We start from the raw sequence: 17,083 nt of genomic DNA on the forward strand, positions 1-17,083 counted from the left end.
CTGCACAGAAATCGGGTGAAAAAGGCAAAGTGACCCGAAAGGGCGCGACGCAAAGCCACCGGTCTAAGGGAAAACACCTATGACAGCGGGGCTGCCCCCGGGAGCGTTCGGCCATAGCTGTACGCTCCGTTTGTACTGTATGGAGATATCAAGATGAACAAATTGAAGTTATCCCTGCTGGGCTGTCTGCTCGGCATGGGCGCCCCCATGGCATATGCCGCCAGTGCCGGTCAGGCGATGGTCAACCCCCAGTCCGGCGTAGTAGTCGGCTATTGGCACAACTGGTGTGACGGCTCGGGCTACAAGGGCGGTATCGCCCCCTGCGTCAAGCTCGATCAGGTCAACCCGCAATACAACGTGGTCGATGTCTCCTTCATGAAGGTCTATGGCAGCGATCCCATCCCCACTTTCAAACTCGACCCGGCCATCGGCATGAGCGAAAGCCAGTTTATCGAGCAGATCGCCGAGCTGAACCGTCAGGGCCGTGCCGTGCTGCTGGCGCTGGGCGGTGCCGATGCACACATCGAGCTGCGCAAGGGTCAGGAGCAGGCCTTTGCCGACGAGATCATCCGTCTGGTGGAGACCTATGGCTTCGACGGGCTGGATATCGATCTGGAACAGGCCGCCATCACCGCCGCCGACAACCAGACCGTGATCCCGGCGGCCCTGCGTCTGGTCAAGGATCACTACCGCGCCCAGGGGAAAAACTTCCTCATCACCATGGCGCCGGAGTTCCCCTATCTGACCCAGACTGGCGCCTACATCCCCTATATCCGCAATCTGGAAGGCTACTACGACTGGATCAACCCCCAGTTCTACAACCAGGGTGGTGACGGTATCTACATCGATGGGATCGGCTGGATTGCCCAGAACAACGATGCCCTGAAAGAAGAGTTTATCTACTACATGGCGGATTCGCTGAGCAACGGTACCCGCGGCTTCTACAAGATCCCCCATGACAAGCTGGTGTTCGGCATTCCGACCAACATCGACGCCGCCGCCACCGGCTATGTGCAGGATCCGCAGAAGCTCTACAACGCCTTCAACCGCCTGAAGAGCGAGGGGCAACCGCTGCGTGGCGTGATGACCTGGTCCATCAACTGGGACATGGGCCGCAACGCCGCCGGTCAGTCCTACAACGAATCCTTCATCAAGAGCTACGGCCCCTTCATCCACGATCAGGAGATCACGCCCCCAGTCGACAACGGCAAGCCGGTGTTCAGCGGCCTGAGTGATACCCGCATCAAGCAGGGTACCGCCTTTGATCCGCTGGCCGGTGTCAGCGCCAACGACAAGGAAGATGGCGACCTGACTGGCCAGATCCAGGTGGAAGGCTCGGTAGATAGCCAGCGCATCGGCCTCTACCCCCTCACCTACAAGGTGAGCGATCGCGACAACAACGTCACCGAGCAGGTACGTACCATCGAGGTCTACAGCATGAAGCCGGTGTTCAGCGGTGTCACCGACACCACGCTGGAACTGGGTACCGCTTTCGATCCGATGGCCGGCGTCAGCGCCCATGATGAAGAAGATGGCGACCTGACCGCCCAAATCAAGGTCAGCGGCAACGTCGACAGCAGCAAGGTCGGCCGCTACACCCTCACCTATCAGGTGAGCGACAGCGCCGGTCAGCAGGTAACCCAGCAGCGCAACGTGACCGTCAGGGAGCAGGGCGCCGTCTGTGAAAACAGCTGGGATGCCAAGAAGGTCTATGTGGGCGGCGACATCGTCAGCCACAACGGCAAGAACTGGCTGGCAGGCTGGTGGACCCAGAACGAAGAGCCGGGCACCACGGGTGACTGGGGCGTCTGGCGCGTACAGGGCGACAGCGACTGCGGCGGCACAACGCCCCCCGCCGAAGGCAGCAGCGACTTCACCGTCAGCGCCATGGCGAGCGAGTACACCATCGTCAACGGTCAGGTCAGCATCCGCTTCAACCTGACCACCACCAACCCGGTACAGATCACCGCAACTCTGGAGCAGAGCGGCCACAGCCACGGTACCACCAGCAGCCAGGTGAACGGCACCAGCACCCTGGTACTGCAGGGCAGCAAGGTCACCGATGGCAGCTACGACGTGGTCATCACCGGTCTGGCAGATGGCCAGCAGCCGGTGGTACAGCGCTTCCCGGTTGCGCTGACCGAAGAGAACAGCGGCGGTGGCGAAGGTGACTACCCGGCCTATGCCCCCAACACCAGCTATCAGGCTGGTGATCGGGTTAGCAATGCCGGTGGCAACTACGAGTGCAAACCCTGGCCCTACAGCGGCTGGTGTGGCGGCTCGACCAGCCACTATGCACCGGGTACCGGCTCTGCCTGGAGCGATGCCTGGATCAAACTCTGACCTTGCCCCAACCACTAACGGAGGCCGACAGGCCCCCGCCCATATCCTGCCCGTCGGCCACGCTGCCGATGGGCAGGATGCGCTGACCCGGACGGGTTAGCCCCTCTCTTTTACATGCTTGCCAACCACCAAAAAACGTCCAACAACAACCAAGATAAGGAAATCACCATGCCAAGAACCACCAAGCTTGCCACCCTGCTCGGACTGCTGCTGTCGGCCCATGTCGTGGCCGATGAGCGCGAACAAGCCTATTTCAAACAAACCTATCAGGAGCACTACGAGCAGATGACGGCGCGCCTCGCCGCGCTGCATCAGAGTGCGGCTGACGAGCAGAACGTGATCATCAAGGATGGCAAGCGCCACCTTGCCATCAACGGCCTGCTCTACCCGCTGACAGCGGATAACCACATCCTGTTCGATCTGCCCAAACCCCACTTTTTCGACGAAACAGCCATTCGTAACGTCTTTGATTTCTTCGATGAGGAGTGGGAGCTGACCTGGTACGACGGTGGGGTCGTAGCGGTCAACAAGCGCTTTGGCAACTATGACTACGGCAACGGCTGTCTGCTGGAGTACTTCCCCCACGGCCAGATCCAGAATGGCGAACGCACCCGGGTGGTGATGGAGACCAGCTCATGCAGCGTCAACTCGTTTGCCACCTCGCTGCAATATCTGGACAAAGGCGAGGAGCTGACGGCCGACCAGCTGGGGCTGGACGCCAGCCTGATCACAGCGGTCGAGCGCTATCAGGATCGGCTCTATGTCAGCCAGAACGGCAATCCGGGCCATGTGGCCATTATCGATATCCCGAGCCGCCAGCAGATTGGCGAGATCCGCGGCACCGCAACCGGCAGTGCCACGGCCTACAACCAGGTCAGCGAACTGTTTGTCCGCAACAACCTGCTCTACGTGGTCTCGCGCTACTCGCACCGGGTCGATATCTTCGATCTGGCCGATGAACATCGCCATGTCACCACCCTGGGAACCGGTCGGGATTCCGGCAGCAACAGCCTGCACCGCGCCCAGGCCGTCTTTGCCAATCAGGATTACGTGCTGGTGGCCGATGCGCTGAGCGAGATCAAGGTCTACCGCCAGCAGGATGTGACGCCGGAGAACAGCCTCAAGACCCCCATCGCCGGTCGGCTCGCCTTTGAAGGAAAATACAGCCACCGTCTGGTGCAACTCCATCAGGTGGGTGACTATCTCCTGGCCCATACAGCCGGCAAAAACTACTACATCTATGACTTGCGCAAACTGGCTGATGCCATCGCCAGCAACACCCCGCTGGCGCCTGAGCAGGTGATCGCCGACAGCAATCTGCAAAAAATCGACATGGATGGCGATCGGCTGGTGGTGAACTTCAAGGACCGCATCGAGTGGCATGATGCCGATACCCTGATCGCCAACGACTTTCAGTTCAAGAACCCGACCTTTACTGTTCGGGAGATCAACCAGCAGCCCGTGGCGGCGCTGAAAGATCTCCAGCTGGCGGGCTCGGCGCTTGTCACCGCCAACGAGCGTGGCCTGGGTTTCAACCAGCTGCTGAGCAAGGAGATCAGCTTCACGGCCGACGAGCAGTTGCCGGCTCGCCCGCTGATCTTCGATCAGCTGATGCCGGCCGCAGTCAGCTACATACTGCGCAATGACGAACCCTACGAGGTGCTGATCGATCGCGCCCAGCGTTCGGTCAACATCAATTCGCTGGTCAAGACCGAGCTGCTTGATAACGACACGGTGCGCATCACCAACTATGCCGCCAGAGAGCTGCATGACATCAATATCGAGTCACGCCTGAACGGTATCAACAAGTGGCTGATCCTGGGCCAGCTCGATCGCCTGCCCGCCTATGCCCAAATCACCCTGCCACTGAGCGCCTTTGGCGAGCAGGGACGCTTCAACAGCGCCAGCCGCGATGGCGTGTTTGATCTCAACAACCTGCTCGACAACAGCATCAATCTGCCCGCCCAGTTCGAGCACAGGTTCAGCTCCAACTCGGATCCGTTTGCCCAGAAGCTGGCACGCCTCAAGCCAAGCTGGAACGTGCGCTTCGCCACCAACACCAGCGGCTCCTGGCGCCCCATCAATGCCCTCTACGCCCGCGAGTGGCTGATCATCGCCACCAACCTGGCCTACATGGTCTCGACCGAGGAGTTCAAACACGTCTGGTACAACTTCAAGGCGGTGAACGGCTACGAGATGTTCGGCAATGGCGGTAACAGCTATGTGCCGAACGGGATCTTTACGGCAGCCGATTATGACTACTACTACCACAGCCTGATGAAGCGCCCCTACCTCAACCTGGGGATCACCGCCATGGGGGGCGGGCTGGGGAGTGGTGGCATCACCGGGGTCGATACCTTTAACTTTGTGAGCCACTACTACGGCGGCTGGGGCATCATTGCCCACGAATTTGGCCACGGCTTCGATGGGAAGTCCTACAGCCATGAGAGCGCGTTTGCCCGTGGCAGCCACGGCTGGCATCCCCTGATGACGGGCATGGCCAACTACCATATCCGCAAGGGCGACCTGCCCTATGTGGACGATGATCTCAATGGCTTCCACAAGCCGGAAAATGACATCTATCGCTACAACTCGGTCAGTCAGGGGGCTCGCAAGCACCGCGCTGACAGCCACATGTACTATACCGACCACTACTTCATGCAATTCTCCACCATGCCGCAAGGCTGGGTAGCCAACGGCAGCGACTTCAGTGCCGGGCAGCTGGCGGCCCTGAACAATCAGGAGCGACTGCTGATGGGCTGGATCCCCAAGGAGTCGGAGAAAGGCAATCTCTGCCGGTTCACCTTCCAGGATGGCGAGCAGTACTACGGCTACGTCGAACAGCAGGCTGATGGTCTGCTCTGTGATGCCGGATCCCTGATCCGTTATCGTCAGCCCGATGGCCAGTTTGTGCCACTGGTCTCGGCCATCAACCAGTTTGACTGGCTGTCACTCCACCACAAGGGCAAGCTGGATCAGCCAGTGCTGCACCAGAATGGTCGCCAGCTCTGCTACAAGAATGTGGCGGGCTTTTACGGTATCGGCTTCGTCAATGACAACAAACAGTGCACCCAGTTGCCCAACGTCTATCAGACCAATGGCAAGCACTGGCTGACCAGCTCCGGCTGGACCGGTCTCACCTACCTGAGCGGGGACTTCATCCTGCCCACGACCGGCAGCAGCAGTGACTTCACCGTCACCGATCTGGCGTCCGAATATCTCATCGTCAACGGCGCGCTCGACTTCAGCCTGACGCTGACCACCGCCAACCCGGTGACCGTCACCGCGACCCTGTTGCAGGATGGCAATCCGGTCGCCACCGGCAGCGCCCTGATCGATGGTCAGGGTTCCCTGCAGCTGGCACAGTCTGGCCTAGCGGCCGGCAGTTACGAGCTGTTGCTGGCGGGCATGGCTGAGGGGAGCAAGCAGGGCTTCGAGCGCCGCTTCACCCTGGCGTTGGTGGAACAGGCTCCGGGTGGTGACAGTGACGGTGGTAACGGCAGCTACCCGGCCTATGTTGCGGGCACCGCTTATCAGAGTGGCGAACGGGTCAGCAATAACGGTGGCAACTACGAGTGCAAACCCTGGCCCTACAGCGGCTGGTGCGGTGGTGTGGCCAGCCACTATGCGCCGGGTACCGGCAGCCACTGGAGTGATGCCTGGATCAAGCTGTAATCAGCCGCTCGTGACCAAAAGAGAGCCATAACGACAGAGGGGGAGCCATCGGCTCCCCCTCTCGTTTTTCTCTTCAACCCGGCTTAACGGGCATCTTCCTTCAACCACTGCGCCACGCGCTTGGCGAAGTAGGTGAGAATGCCATCGGCCCCGGCCCGCTTGAAGCAGAGCAGGGACTCCATGATGGTCTCCTTCTCTTTCAGCCAGCCGTTCTGGATCGCCGCCATGTGCATGGCGTACTCGCCGCTGACCTGATAGGCGAAGGTCGGCACGCCGAACCGATCCTTCACCTGACGAACCACGTCCAGATAGGGCATGCCCGGCTTGACCATCACGCTGTCGGCCCCTTCCTGAATATCCAGCGCCACTTCGTGCAGGGCTTCGTTGCTGTTGGCCGGGTCCATCTGATAGGTAGCCTTGTTGCTCTTGCCGAGGTTGCCGGCAGAGCCGACCGCATCGCGGAACGGGCCGTAGTAGCAGGAGGCGTACTTGGCGGAGTAGGCCATGATCTGGGTGTTGATGAAGCCGTTCTTTTCCAGCGCCGCGCGGATGGCACCGATGCGGCCATCCATCATGTCGGACGGCGCGACTATATCGACCCCGGCTTCGGCGTGGGAGAGCGCCTGCTTGATCAGGATCTCGGTGGTGATGTCGTTCAGCACATAGCCTTCGTCATCTATGATGCCGTCCTGCCCGTGGGTGGTGAACGGATCGAGCGCCACGTCGGTGATCACCCCGAGCTCCGGGAAGCGAGCCTTGAGGGCGCGCACGGTGCGCTGGGCCAGCCCGTTCGGGTTGTAGGCCTCTTCCGCCATCAGGCTCTTGCTCTCCAGCGGGGTCACCGGGAACAGGGCAATGGCAGGCACGCCCAGCTCCACCAACTCGGCAGCCTCTTCCAACAGCAGATCGATGGAGAGACGCTCTACCCCCGGCATGGAGGGAACGGCTTCACGGCGATTCTCCCCCTCCAGCACGAACACCGGATAGATGAGATCGTTGACGGTCAGTACGTTCTCGCGCACCAGACGACGGCTGAAATCATGTTTGCGCAGACGGCGCAGGCGGCGGCCCGGAAAGGCGCCCGGAAGAGTTGTAGCCATGAATCACTCCTGGAGAGGAAGTTGGAAGAACGCGGCGGAGGTGGCCCGGGTATGGGCCAGCAAGGCCTCGGGCGCTTCACCACGACAGGCCGCCACCACCTGGGCGATGTGCGGCAAAAAAGCAGGTTCGTTGCATTTCGGGCGCGGTTTCAGATCCCGCGGCACCAGATAGGGGGCATCGGTCTCGATCATCAGCCGACCGGCCGGAATACGGGCCACCTGTTCGCGCAGCAGCTGGCCGCGGCGCTCGTCACAGAGCCAGCCGGTCACCCCGATATGCAGCCCCAGCGCCAGACACTCGTCCAGCTCCTCATCGGAGCCGGTGAAGCAGTGCAGCACGGCTCCCGGTAGTTTCGGCAACCAGGGACGGAGGATCTCGATAAAACGGGCGTGGGCATCGCGGCAGTGGAGAAACACCGGCATCCCGAGCTCGGCGGCCATTGCCAGCTGGGCGTCGAACACAGCGTCCTGCACCGGACGGGGGGAGAAGTCGCGGTTGTAGTCGAGGCCGCACTCGCCGATAGCCACCACCTGCGGCAGCGCCGCCAGCTCGCGCAAGGCGGGCAGGGTCGCCTCATCGACACTCTTGGCATCGTGGGGATGCACCCCGGCGGTGGAGAAGCAGTAGCCCGGCCAGCGGGCGGCCAACTCAGCGCTCTCGCGGCTACCAGCCAGATCGGTACCGGTGAGGATCAGCGCTTCCACTCCGGCGGCGCGGGCACGGGCCACCAGCTCAGGCTGTTCACCGGCGAACTGGCTGCTGGTCAGATTTAAGCCGATATCGATCATGGGATGAGACGTTCCGAACAAAAGGAATGCATATCAGGTATTTGAAAACCATCTACCGAATGGGGTCTTACCATACGCCTCGAACGGGAGCATGAAAAGAGGAAGGGAGCCTCAGCTCCCCTCGTTCTGTTATTCCTGCGGACTTCGTCATCCTCTCGCCGTCCGGCAAACAGGTGACGAACAGAGCCTCAGCTCTCCCCATCCGGTTGTTCCTGTTGCTCTTCATCTTCTTTCTTCACGTAGAAGCGGGCGAAGAACAGACCTATCTCCCACAGCGCCCACATCGGAATGGCGAGCAGGGTCTGGGAGAAGACATCAGGCGGCGTCAGCAGCATGCCGACCACAAACACCCCGACAACGACGTAGGGACGTTTCTCCTTCAGGTTTTGCGGTGTGGTCACGCCAGTCCAGCAGAGCAGTATGGTCGCCACCGGAATTTCGAACGCCACCCCGAACGCGAAGAACAGGGTCAGTACGAAGTCCAGATAGCTGGCGATGTCGGTCGCCACCGTCACCCCGGCGGGTGCGGTACTGGTGAAGAAACCGAACACCAGCGGGAACACCACGTAGTAGGCGAACGCCATCCCCGCATAGAACAGCAGGGCGCTGGAGACCACCAACGGCATGATCAGCCGCCGCTCATGCTGGTACAGACCGGGGGCGATAAAGGCCCAGGCCTGATAGAGCAGATAGGGGATCGCCACGAAGAAGGAGACCACCAGGGTCAGCTTGATCGGCGTCAGGAAGGGGGTCGCCACATCCGTCGCTATCATGCTGGTCCCTTCCGGCAGCTGGCTGAGCAGCGGCTGGGCCACGAAGTCGTAGATGTTGTTGGAGAAGTAGATCAGCGCCAGAAACACCACGAGGATGGCGGTAATGGAGCGCAGCAAGCGGGTTCTCAACTCAACCAGATGGCTGATCAGGGGTTGTTCGGCCTGACTCATGGCTTCACCTCCCCTTTTACTGCGGAATCGCTGACCGGCACCGGCTCACTCTCTCGCTGGCTATTGACCGGTGGCACCTCGTGGCTCAGTTGCACCGCAGGCTCCACCGGCGTGGCAGGCTCAGCCTGGGCGACCGGCTCGGGGCGCGGCGGACGGATCTCGTTCTCCACCTGATAGGGGCGATTGACCGACTGGGCCGCCGCCTTGAGCTGTTCGATGGACTCCTGCAGCTCGGGGCTCAGGTTGCTCATCTGCAACTGTTCGGCCTTCTTGAGGTCGTTATGCAGCTCTTGCAACTTGAGCTCCTGCTCCAGCTCGGACTTGACCGAGTTCGCGGTCGAACGAATGAGGCGGATCCAGTGGGTAGCCGTGCGGATGGCAACCGGCAGCCGCTCGGGCCCCAGTACCACCAGTGCTACCACACCGATAACGACCAGCTCCCAAAAACCGATATCGAACATGGCTTAGGCCTGGTCTTTGTCTTTCTGTTTGGCGGTCTCACTGCTCTGAGTGGCCGCTTCGTTCAGCTGTTTCGGGGGAAACTCGGCATCTTTCTGCTCGGCCTTGGCATCAGCCGGCTCGTCGGAGAGGGCTTTCTTGAACCCTTTGACCGCCGCGCCCAGATCACCGCCAATGCCGCGTAGTTTCTTGGTACCGAACAGCAGCACGACGATGACTGCAATGATCAACAATTGCCAAATACTGATACCACCCATGATTTTCTCTCCAGAACAGGCGCCTGACGGCGCGGTTGTTGATTAATGGGAACGGGTTCGCAACCAGCCGACCAGCCAGCAGAGGGCTGCACCGGCGAGACTGGCTTGTCCCCACTCAATGTGTTGTTTTTGGGTCAGCAAGAATACACCCGCCAATAGCAGGCTGGCTCCAACCCCTAAGAGGTAGCGGGCCTGCCCCTGCCGACGGCTGTGACGGCGGAACTCGGCAAACATCTGGTCGAAATGACGCTGCTGATGACGGGTCTGACGCAGAGTCTCATAGACCAGCTCCGGCAGCTCCGGCAGCTTCTCCGCCCAGAATGGCGCCTTCTCCTTGATGGCGTTCAATACCGACTTTGGCCCCACCTGTTCGTGCATCCAGTTCTCGAGGAACGGCTTGGCGGTCTGCCACAAATCGAGCTGCGGGTAGAGCTGACGCCCCAACCCTTCCACATAGAGCAGGGTCTTTTGCAGCAGCACCAGCTGCGGCTGCACCGTCATATGGAAGCGACGCGCAGTGTTGAACAGGTTGAGCAGCACGTGACCGAACGAGATCTCGGAGAGCGGCTTCTCGAAGATGGGCTCCAGCACGGTGCGGATGGCGAACTCGAACTCGTCCACCTTGGTGTCTGCCGGTACCCAACCCGACTCCACGTGCAGCTCCGCCACGCGACGATAGTCTCGGTTGAAGAAGGCGAGGAAGTTCTCCGCCAGATAGCGTTTGTCTTCCCGATTGAGGGTACCGACGATGCCGCAGTCGATGCCGATCCAGAGCGGGTTTTCCGGATGTTCGTAAGAGACGAAGATGTTGCCCGGGTGCATGTCGGCATGGAAGAAGCTGTCGCGGAACACCTGGGTGAAGAAGACCTCGACCCCGCGCTCGGCCAGCAGCTTCATATTGGTGCCGTTGGCTTCCAGCGCCGGTATATCGGAGACCGGAATACCGTAGATGCGCTCCATCACCAGCACCTGCTCGCGGCAGAGGTCGGTGATGATTTCAGGCACATAGAGCGCCTCGGAGCCGGTGAAATTGCGGCGTAGCTGGATAGCGTTGGCCGCTTCGCGCATCAGATTGAGCTCGTCTAGGATGGTCTTGCGATACTCCTCCACCACCTCGATGGGGCGCAGTCGCGCACTCTGGGGCACAAAACGGGCCACCAGACGTGCCAGCGCCTGCATCAGTCGCAGGTCGGCCTCGATGACAGGCTCGATGTCGGGACGGATCACCTTGATGACGATCTCGCGGCCACTCTCCTTCAGGCGGGCAGTATGCACCTGTGCGATGGAGGCCGACGCCAGCGGCGTCTCGTCGAAGTCGTCAAACAGGGTTTCGATGGGACAACCCAGGCTCAGCTCGATCTGCTGGCGCGCCGCCTGACCACAGAAGGGGGGCACCCTGTCCTGCAGCAGGGCCAGCTCCTCGGCGATATCCGGCGGCAGCAGGTCGCGGCGGGTCGAGAGCATCTGGCCAAACTTGATGAAGATGGGGCCAAGGGCCTCGAAGGCGAGGCGAATGCGGGCACCGCGGCTGAGATCCGGTTGTTTGTTCTTGAGCCAGAACAGGGAGCGGCGGGCCAGACGACCCGGCCAGGGTTGATAGCGGGCGGGCACCAGCTCGTCGATGCCCTGCTCCAGCAGGATGGTGATGATGCGATAGAGGCGTTTGAACTCCTTCGGGGTCATCAGGTCACCTGCTGTTCGAAGCGGGCCAGCCGCAGTTCGACGGCCTTGAGCTGCTGGGCCAGCACCTCGACGTCATCGTTGAAACTCGCCACCTCCAGCGGGCCGGGGGCGAGGCGGGCCTCTTCGGTCAGATATTCCGCCAGCTGGCTGCGGGTGCGGCACAGCTCGCGACCGACCAGGCGACGCGCCTGACGGGCACCGCTGAACAGGGTGTGGGCAACGACATCGCCGGTATAGCGCGACAGCTCCTCCTCCCAGTCGATATCCAGCTCACCCAGCAGCACGCTGAATGCCTGTACCAGCTGGGGATCACCGCTCAGATCCAGCTTCTCCTCGCGGATATAGCGGGTCAGAGCGGACGGGTCTTTCAGCAGACCAAGGGCGGTCAGCGACAGGCTAAGCACCGCATCCGCCTCCCCTTCATGCTGGGCCAGCACATCCAGCCGACGCTCGGAGAAGACGAACCAGAGCGGCTTGAGTTCACGCAGCTCCAGCTTGAGCACCTTGCCCACCAGTTTGCGCAGCCGCTCCGGGCTCTGTTTGTCCAGCGCCAGCAACTGGTTGAGGCTGGTTTCGATCACCGCGGTGACCATGGCATCCATCGGCATAGGCAACCTTAAAACTTGTAACCGCGGTGCAGGGCGACCACACCCTGAGTCAGATTGAAGTACTCCACCTGCTCGAAACCGACATTTTCCATCATGCCAGCCAGGGTCTGCTGATCCGGGTGCATGCGGATGGACTCTGCCAGATATTTGTAGCTTTCACTGTCGTTCGCGACGATTTCGCCCATTTTCGGCAGCAGTTTGAAGGAGTAGAGGTCATAGAGCTTGGCGATCACTTCGCTGACCGGCTTGGAAAACTCCAGCACCAGCAGACGGCCACCCGGCTTGAGCACCCGGAACATGGAGGCGAGCGCCTTGTCCTTGTCGGTGACGTTGCGCAGACCGAAGCCGATGGTGATGACGTCGAAGTGGTTATCCGGGAAGGGGAGCGCCTCGGCATTGGCCTGCACGTAGGAGACGTTGTTGGCGACCCCCAGATTGCGCAGCTTGTCGCGGCCTACTTTCAGCATGGAATCGTTGATATCCGCCAGCACCACCTGACCGGTCTCGCCGACGATGCGGGAGAACTTGGCGGTCAAGTCACCGGTACCACCGGCCAGATCCAGCACCTTCTGACCCTTGCGCACACCGGAACAATCGATGGTGAAGCGCTTCCACAGGCGGTGGATGCCGAACGACATCAGATCGTTCATCAGATCATACTTGGCTGCCACCGAATGGAAGACACCTGCTACCAGAGTTTCCTTCTCGGTCGCGGCCACGGTTTTAAAGCCAAAATGCGTTGTCGTTGCTTGTTCTGACATCCCTTAAACACCCATAGAGCAAAGAATGGCCGCCAGTTTACCAGAGCCAAAGGCGTGCGGACACCTTAAACCCGGCTCGCAACCAACTGCATGCCCAGCACCACCATGGCCAGACAGAGGAAGAGATTGAGACCGATATTGAGCAGCGCTTTCAGATAGGCCCCATGTTGAGCCAGCACCACCGTATCGAGGGCAAAGGAAGAGAAAGTAGTCAGGGCACCGAGGATCCCCACCATCAGCAGCGGCTTCATCGGGTGTTCTACCACATGACCATGACTGATGAGGGCGAATGCCACCCCCATGATGAAAGAGCCCACCACGTTGACCACCAGAGTCCCGTAAGGAAAGTGGCGCCCCAGCAGCAAGGCCATCAGTTCGGCAATCCCAAAACGAAGGCAGGCGCCGATGGCGCCCCCTGCAGCAACATAAAACCAGGTTTGCATGGTGTCACTCCCTTAGGGTCAGGCCGCCATTATGTCGCAATGGCGGCCCTTGTGCCCAGAGGCGGAACTAATCGACATCCAGCCTGATTGAAATCTCAGCGGCGAAAATCGATGGGCTCTGGCTGACCCAGCACGATTTCGGTCTGGGCCGGGCGGGTCTGGGCAATCACCTTGCCGTGACGAATTGAATAACGCACCGGCACCTGACGGCGCACCGCATCGAAGCCGTTCTCAGCAGGCAGGATCAGCAGGTTGGCCGGTTTGCCCACCTCGATGCCATAACGATCCTGCACGTTCAGGGTGCGGGCGCTGTGGCTGCTGATCAGCTTCAGACCGTCGTTGATCTGCTCGTAGCCCATGATCTGGCAGACATGCAGCCCCATGTGCAGCACCTGCAACATGTTGGCGGTGCCCATGGGGTACCAGGGATCAAACACATCGTCGTGACCGAAGCAGACGTTGATGTTCGCCTCCAGCATCTCCTTCACCCGGGTAATACCGCGGCGTTTGGGATAGGTATCGAACCGCCCCTGCAGGTGAATGTTCACCAGCGGATTGGCCACAAAGTTGATGTCCGCCATCTTCAGCAGACGGAACAGGCGGGAAGCATAGGCGCCGTTGTAGGAGTGCATGGCGGTGGTGTGACTGGCCGTCACCCGATGGCCGATACCTCGCTCGTAGGCCAGGGTTGCCAACGTCTCGATGAAACGGGACTGCTCGTCATCGATCTCGTCGCAGTGCACATCGACCAGAACCTGATACTTCTCGGCAAGATCGAAGATGTAGTGCAGACTTTCGACCCCATATTCCCGGGTAAACTCGAAGTGGGGTATCGCACCGATCACGTCGGCACCCAGCTTGAGCGCCTCCTCCAGCAGTGCCTTGCCATTGGGGTAGGAGAGGATCCCCTCCTGCGGGAAGGCGACGATCTGCAGCTCGACCCACTCCTTCATCTCCTCCCGCACTTCCAGCATCGCCTTGAGCGCGACCAGATTGGGATCGGAGACATCGACGTGAGTACGGACAAACTGGATGCCGTTGGCGATCTGCCACTTCAGCGTCTGGATGGCGCGCTGTTTCACATCCTCATGGGTCAGCAGCGCCTTGCGCTCGGCCCAGCGCTCGATCCCCTCGAACAGGGTGCCGGAGAGGTTCCAGCTCGGCTCACCCGCCGTCTGGGTGGTATCGAGGTGAATGTGGGGTTCGATAAAGGGAGCGATCGCCAGACCGCCCTCCCCGTCCAGCACCCGACCGGCGACGGCATGTTCGTCATGGGGTTCGATGGCTGTGATGATCCCATCCTGACAGCGAATCTGCCACAACCCTTCCCGATCGGCCAAACGAATATGTTGAATCAGCATTTGTTAGCTTCCTGTACCAGAACCGGCCGCTGGGTGAGGCGAACCAGAATGAAATAGGTGAAGGCGGCGCCCAATACCGCGTTGAGTGGCACTATGCCCGGCAGCCACTTGCCGACAGCCACCCCGACTGCCGTGGCGACCAGCGCCTGCCAGCGCACCGTCTCGAACTGCTGATCGGCAAACTGACGGTAACGCTTACGATTGAGCAGGAAATCCATGATGATAATGCCACCGATCGGCGGAATTGCCGTACTCAAAAAGGCCAACCAGCCGACAAAGTTGTTGTAGAGCCAGAGGGCGCAAGCGGTACCGACTAGGCCGTTGATCACGCTGAGGGGCTTGCTCTTGAGGCCGGTAATGTTGGCAAAACCGAGGCCGGAGGCGTAGAGCGCGTTGTCGTTGGTAGTCCAGATATTGAGGCCCAGCACCAGAATGGCGGGGATCAACAGCCCCTGCATCAGCATCACTTCCGAGATATCGGCCTGACCGGTCACGGCCGCACCGGCAGCACCGAAGACGAACATTAGCGTGTTGCCCAAAAAAAACGCCACCATGGTAATCATGACGGCGCCCCAGGGTTTGCGACCAAACCGAACAAAGTCGGCGGTCAGGGTTCCTGCACTGATAAAGGAACCGACCACCATGGTCAACGCCGTGGTGAACTCGATGGGATTGCTTGGTTGCACCTGCTGCAATGCAGCCATGCCCCCGGTCGAGGTCACCGCCAGCCAGACCGAGTAGCCGCCAAGCAGAGCAATGGCCGGTACGGCCACAAAGCTCAGCACCATCAGGGCGGAGATCCCGAAGTAGACGGTTACCGTCATCAAAATGCCCGAAATGGCGATCAACCAGTTCACATCTATGCCGGTCGCCTTCTGCACCGGCAGGGCAAACATCGCCACGCCAACGCCAAACCAGCCGACCTGAGTGCCACCCAGCAGCAGGGACGGCAGCCAGGAACCTTTCACCCCAAACGAGTAGCGCGCCAACAGATGGGTAGAGAGACCGGTTGAAGCACCGATATAACCGAGACAGGCAGTGTAGATCCCCAGCAGCAAATTGCCGAGCAGTACCGCCTTGATGAAATCATCGAACACCAAGCCGGTGCCCAGCGCACCACCGGTCCACATGCTGGCAGAGAAGAAGGTCAGGCCGAGCATCACCAGCATCAGCGACAGCACACCTTTGCGCCCCTTGGCGGGAACCGCCCCCAAACAGTATTCGTTATCCTGCGCCATGCTCTTTCTCCACGTAATAGGCAAAACGCGCCGGATTTTACATGTAAAACGTTTTACGTCAATCAATCATGGTTAAATATCTGGATAAAACCATCAATAGCAGTCAAATGAGTAACACATTAGGACTAAAACCAGCAGATAAACAGTGTCGGCTGCAAGCAGAGGGGGTTGCGGGAATAGGGAATGTAAGGGGATATCACAAAAATGACAGATGCAAAAAAGCCTCCCCTTTCAGGGAGGCTTTCTATTTAATGGTGCTGATACCCAGAATCGAACTGGGGACCTCATCCTTACCAAGGATGCGCTCTACCGACTGAGCCATATCAGCACACTAACCGGTAAAGACCACGCTGGGCGTAATCTTGAAATTGGGTGCCTGGCAGTGTCCTACTCTCGCATGGCGAATGCCACACTACCATCGGCGCTACCGCGTTTCACTTCTGAGTTCGGCATGGGATCAGGTGGTTCCACGGCGCTATGGCCGCCAGGCAAATTCTTAATCTAGAAAGCTGACGTGAGTAGTGATGTTGCGCTTGGCTTGTCACTATCACTGAATTTGAGTAGTTCGTTCTATTTGCTACAAGCCTTAGAACACTTCTTGGGTGTTGTATGGTTAAGCCTCACGGGTAATTAGTATGGGTTAGCTCAACACGTCGCCGCGCTTACACACCCCACCTATCAACGTTGTGGTCTCCAACGGCCCTTTAGGACCCTCAAGGGGTCAGGGATGACTCATCTCAGGGCTCGCTTCCCGCTTAGATGCTTTCAGCGGTTATCGATTCCGAACTTAGCTACCGGGCAGTGCCACTGGCGTGACAACCCGAACACCAGAGGTTCGTTCACTCCGGTCCTCTCGTACTAGGAGCAACTCCCTTCAATCATCCAACGCCCACGGCAGATAGGGACCGAACTGTCTCACGACGTTCTGAACCCAGCTCGCGTACCACTTTAAATGGCGAACAGCCATACCCTTGGGACCGACTTCAGCCCCAGGATGTGATGAGCCGACATCGAGGTGCCAAACACCGCCGTCGATATGAACTCTTGGGCGGTATCAGCCTGTTATCCCCGGAGTACCTTTTATCCGTTGAGCGATGGCCCTTCCATTCAGAACCACCGGATCACTATGACCTACTTTCGTACCTGCTCGACCTGTCCGTCTCGCAGTTAAGCTGGCTTATGCCATTGCACTAACCTCCTGATGTCCGACCAGGATTAGCCAACCTTCGTGCTCCTCCGTTACTCTTTGGGAGGAGACCGCCCCAGTCAAACTACCCACCAGGCACTGTCCGCGAGCCCGATTCAGGGCCCTGCGTTAGAACATCAAACATACAAGGGTGGTATTTCAAGGACGGCTCCAGCGCAACTGGCGTCACGCCTTCAAAGCCTCCCACCTATCCTACACATGTAGGTTCAATGTTC

The 17,083-nt window shown here is 59.7% G+C and carries 13 protein-coding genes, 1 tRNA gene, 2 rRNA genes and 1 riboswitch (1 of these 17 only partly in view); of the genes, 2 read left to right on the top strand and 14 right to left on the bottom strand.

Translation table 11 applies throughout. The annotated features are described in order from the left end of the window. The first annotated feature begins 13 nt into the window (after positions 1-13). A riboswitch (cyclic di-GMP riboswitch) is annotated at positions 14-99 on the top strand. 54 nt (positions 100-153) lie between these two features. Together I6L47_RS22605 and I6L47_RS13755 are read left to right on the top strand one after the other, a co-directional pair. After that, complete coding sequence (locus I6L47_RS22605) at positions 154-2,343, top strand: immunoglobulin-like domain-containing protein (RefSeq protein WP_216947630.1); 2,190 nt, start codon at positions 154-156, stop codon at positions 2,341-2,343. Between the two features lie 168 nt (positions 2,344-2,511). Next, the gene (locus I6L47_RS13755) at positions 2,512-6,018 is read left to right on the top strand and encodes a hypothetical protein (RefSeq protein ID WP_216947631.1); all 3,507 of its coding nucleotides are present in this window, start codon (positions 2,512-2,514) and stop codon (positions 6,016-6,018) included. A gap of 83 nt (positions 6,019-6,101) precedes the next feature. Here I6L47_RS13755 and hemB read toward each other — a convergent pair whose 3' ends face one another. The 14 genes from hemB to I6L47_RS13825 form a co-directional block, all read right to left on the bottom strand. Beyond that, positions 6,102-7,118, bottom strand: coding sequence for a porphobilinogen synthase (gene hemB / locus I6L47_RS13760; protein ID WP_216947632.1), 1,017 nt, complete (start codon positions 7,116-7,118; stop codon positions 6,102-6,104). Between the two features lie 3 nt (positions 7,119-7,121). Next, positions 7,122-7,907, bottom strand: a complete 786-nt coding sequence (locus I6L47_RS13765; RefSeq protein WP_216947633.1) for a TatD family hydrolase — start codon at positions 7,905-7,907, stop codon at positions 7,122-7,124. A gap of 188 nt (positions 7,908-8,095) precedes the next feature. Then, on the bottom strand, positions 8,096-8,851 hold the full coding sequence (gene tatC, locus I6L47_RS13770) for a twin-arginine translocase subunit TatC (RefSeq protein ID WP_005339388.1): 756 nt from the start codon (positions 8,849-8,851) through the stop codon (positions 8,096-8,098). Further along, a complete protein-coding gene (tatB, locus tag I6L47_RS13775) occupies positions 8,848-9,312 on the bottom strand; it encodes a Sec-independent protein translocase protein TatB (protein ID WP_167570570.1) in 465 nt (154 codons plus the stop codon). Before tatB ends, tatC begins: the two co-directional genes overlap by 4 nt. A gap of 3 nt (positions 9,313-9,315) precedes the next feature. Next, the gene (gene tatA / locus I6L47_RS13780; RefSeq protein WP_005339385.1) at positions 9,316-9,567 is read right to left on the bottom strand and encodes a Sec-independent protein translocase subunit TatA; all 252 of its coding nucleotides are present in this window, start codon (positions 9,565-9,567) and stop codon (positions 9,316-9,318) included. Positions 9,568-9,609: 42 nt separating this feature from the next. Further along, a complete protein-coding gene (ubiB, locus tag I6L47_RS13785) occupies positions 9,610-11,250 on the bottom strand; it encodes a ubiquinone biosynthesis regulatory protein kinase UbiB (RefSeq protein WP_005339383.1) in 1,641 nt (546 codons plus the stop codon). Continuing rightward, on the bottom strand, positions 11,250-11,858 hold the full coding sequence (locus I6L47_RS13790; protein ID WP_021230987.1) for an SCP2 domain-containing protein: 609 nt from the start codon (positions 11,856-11,858) through the stop codon (positions 11,250-11,252). The genes ubiB and I6L47_RS13790 overlap by 1 nt, the downstream gene beginning before the upstream one ends. 8 nt (positions 11,859-11,866) lie before the next feature. After that, a complete protein-coding gene (ubiE, locus tag I6L47_RS13795; RefSeq protein ID WP_005342396.1) occupies positions 11,867-12,619 on the bottom strand; it encodes a bifunctional demethylmenaquinone methyltransferase/2-methoxy-6-polyprenyl-1,4-benzoquinol methylase UbiE in 753 nt (250 codons plus the stop codon). Positions 12,620-12,684: 65 nt separating this feature from the next. After that, positions 12,685-13,062, bottom strand: coding sequence for a fluoride efflux transporter CrcB (crcB, locus tag I6L47_RS13800; RefSeq protein WP_005339378.1), 378 nt, complete (start codon positions 13,060-13,062; stop codon positions 12,685-12,687). 95 nt (positions 13,063-13,157) lie between these two features. Further along, positions 13,158-14,423, bottom strand: coding sequence for a cytosine deaminase (locus I6L47_RS13805; RefSeq protein WP_216947634.1), 1,266 nt, complete (start codon positions 14,421-14,423; stop codon positions 13,158-13,160). Further along, on the bottom strand, positions 14,417-15,661 hold the full coding sequence (codB, locus tag I6L47_RS13810) for a cytosine permease (protein ID WP_216947635.1): 1,245 nt from the start codon (positions 15,659-15,661) through the stop codon (positions 14,417-14,419). The genes I6L47_RS13805 and codB overlap by 7 nt, the downstream gene beginning before the upstream one ends. 252 nt (positions 15,662-15,913) lie before the next feature. Further along, positions 15,914-15,989 (bottom strand) — tRNA-Thr (locus I6L47_RS13815). Between the two features lie 46 nt (positions 15,990-16,035). Further along, positions 16,036-16,150 (bottom strand): 5S ribosomal RNA (rrf, locus tag I6L47_RS13820). 120 nt (positions 16,151-16,270) lie between these two features. Further along, positions 16,271-17,083 (bottom strand): 23S ribosomal RNA (locus I6L47_RS13825) (it continues 2,077 nt past the right edge of the window).

Origin of the sequence: Aeromonas sp. FDAARGOS 1417, assembly GCF_019046985.1 — a bacterium.
Lineage (GTDB): Bacteria > Pseudomonadota > Gammaproteobacteria > Enterobacterales > Aeromonadaceae > Aeromonas > Aeromonas veronii.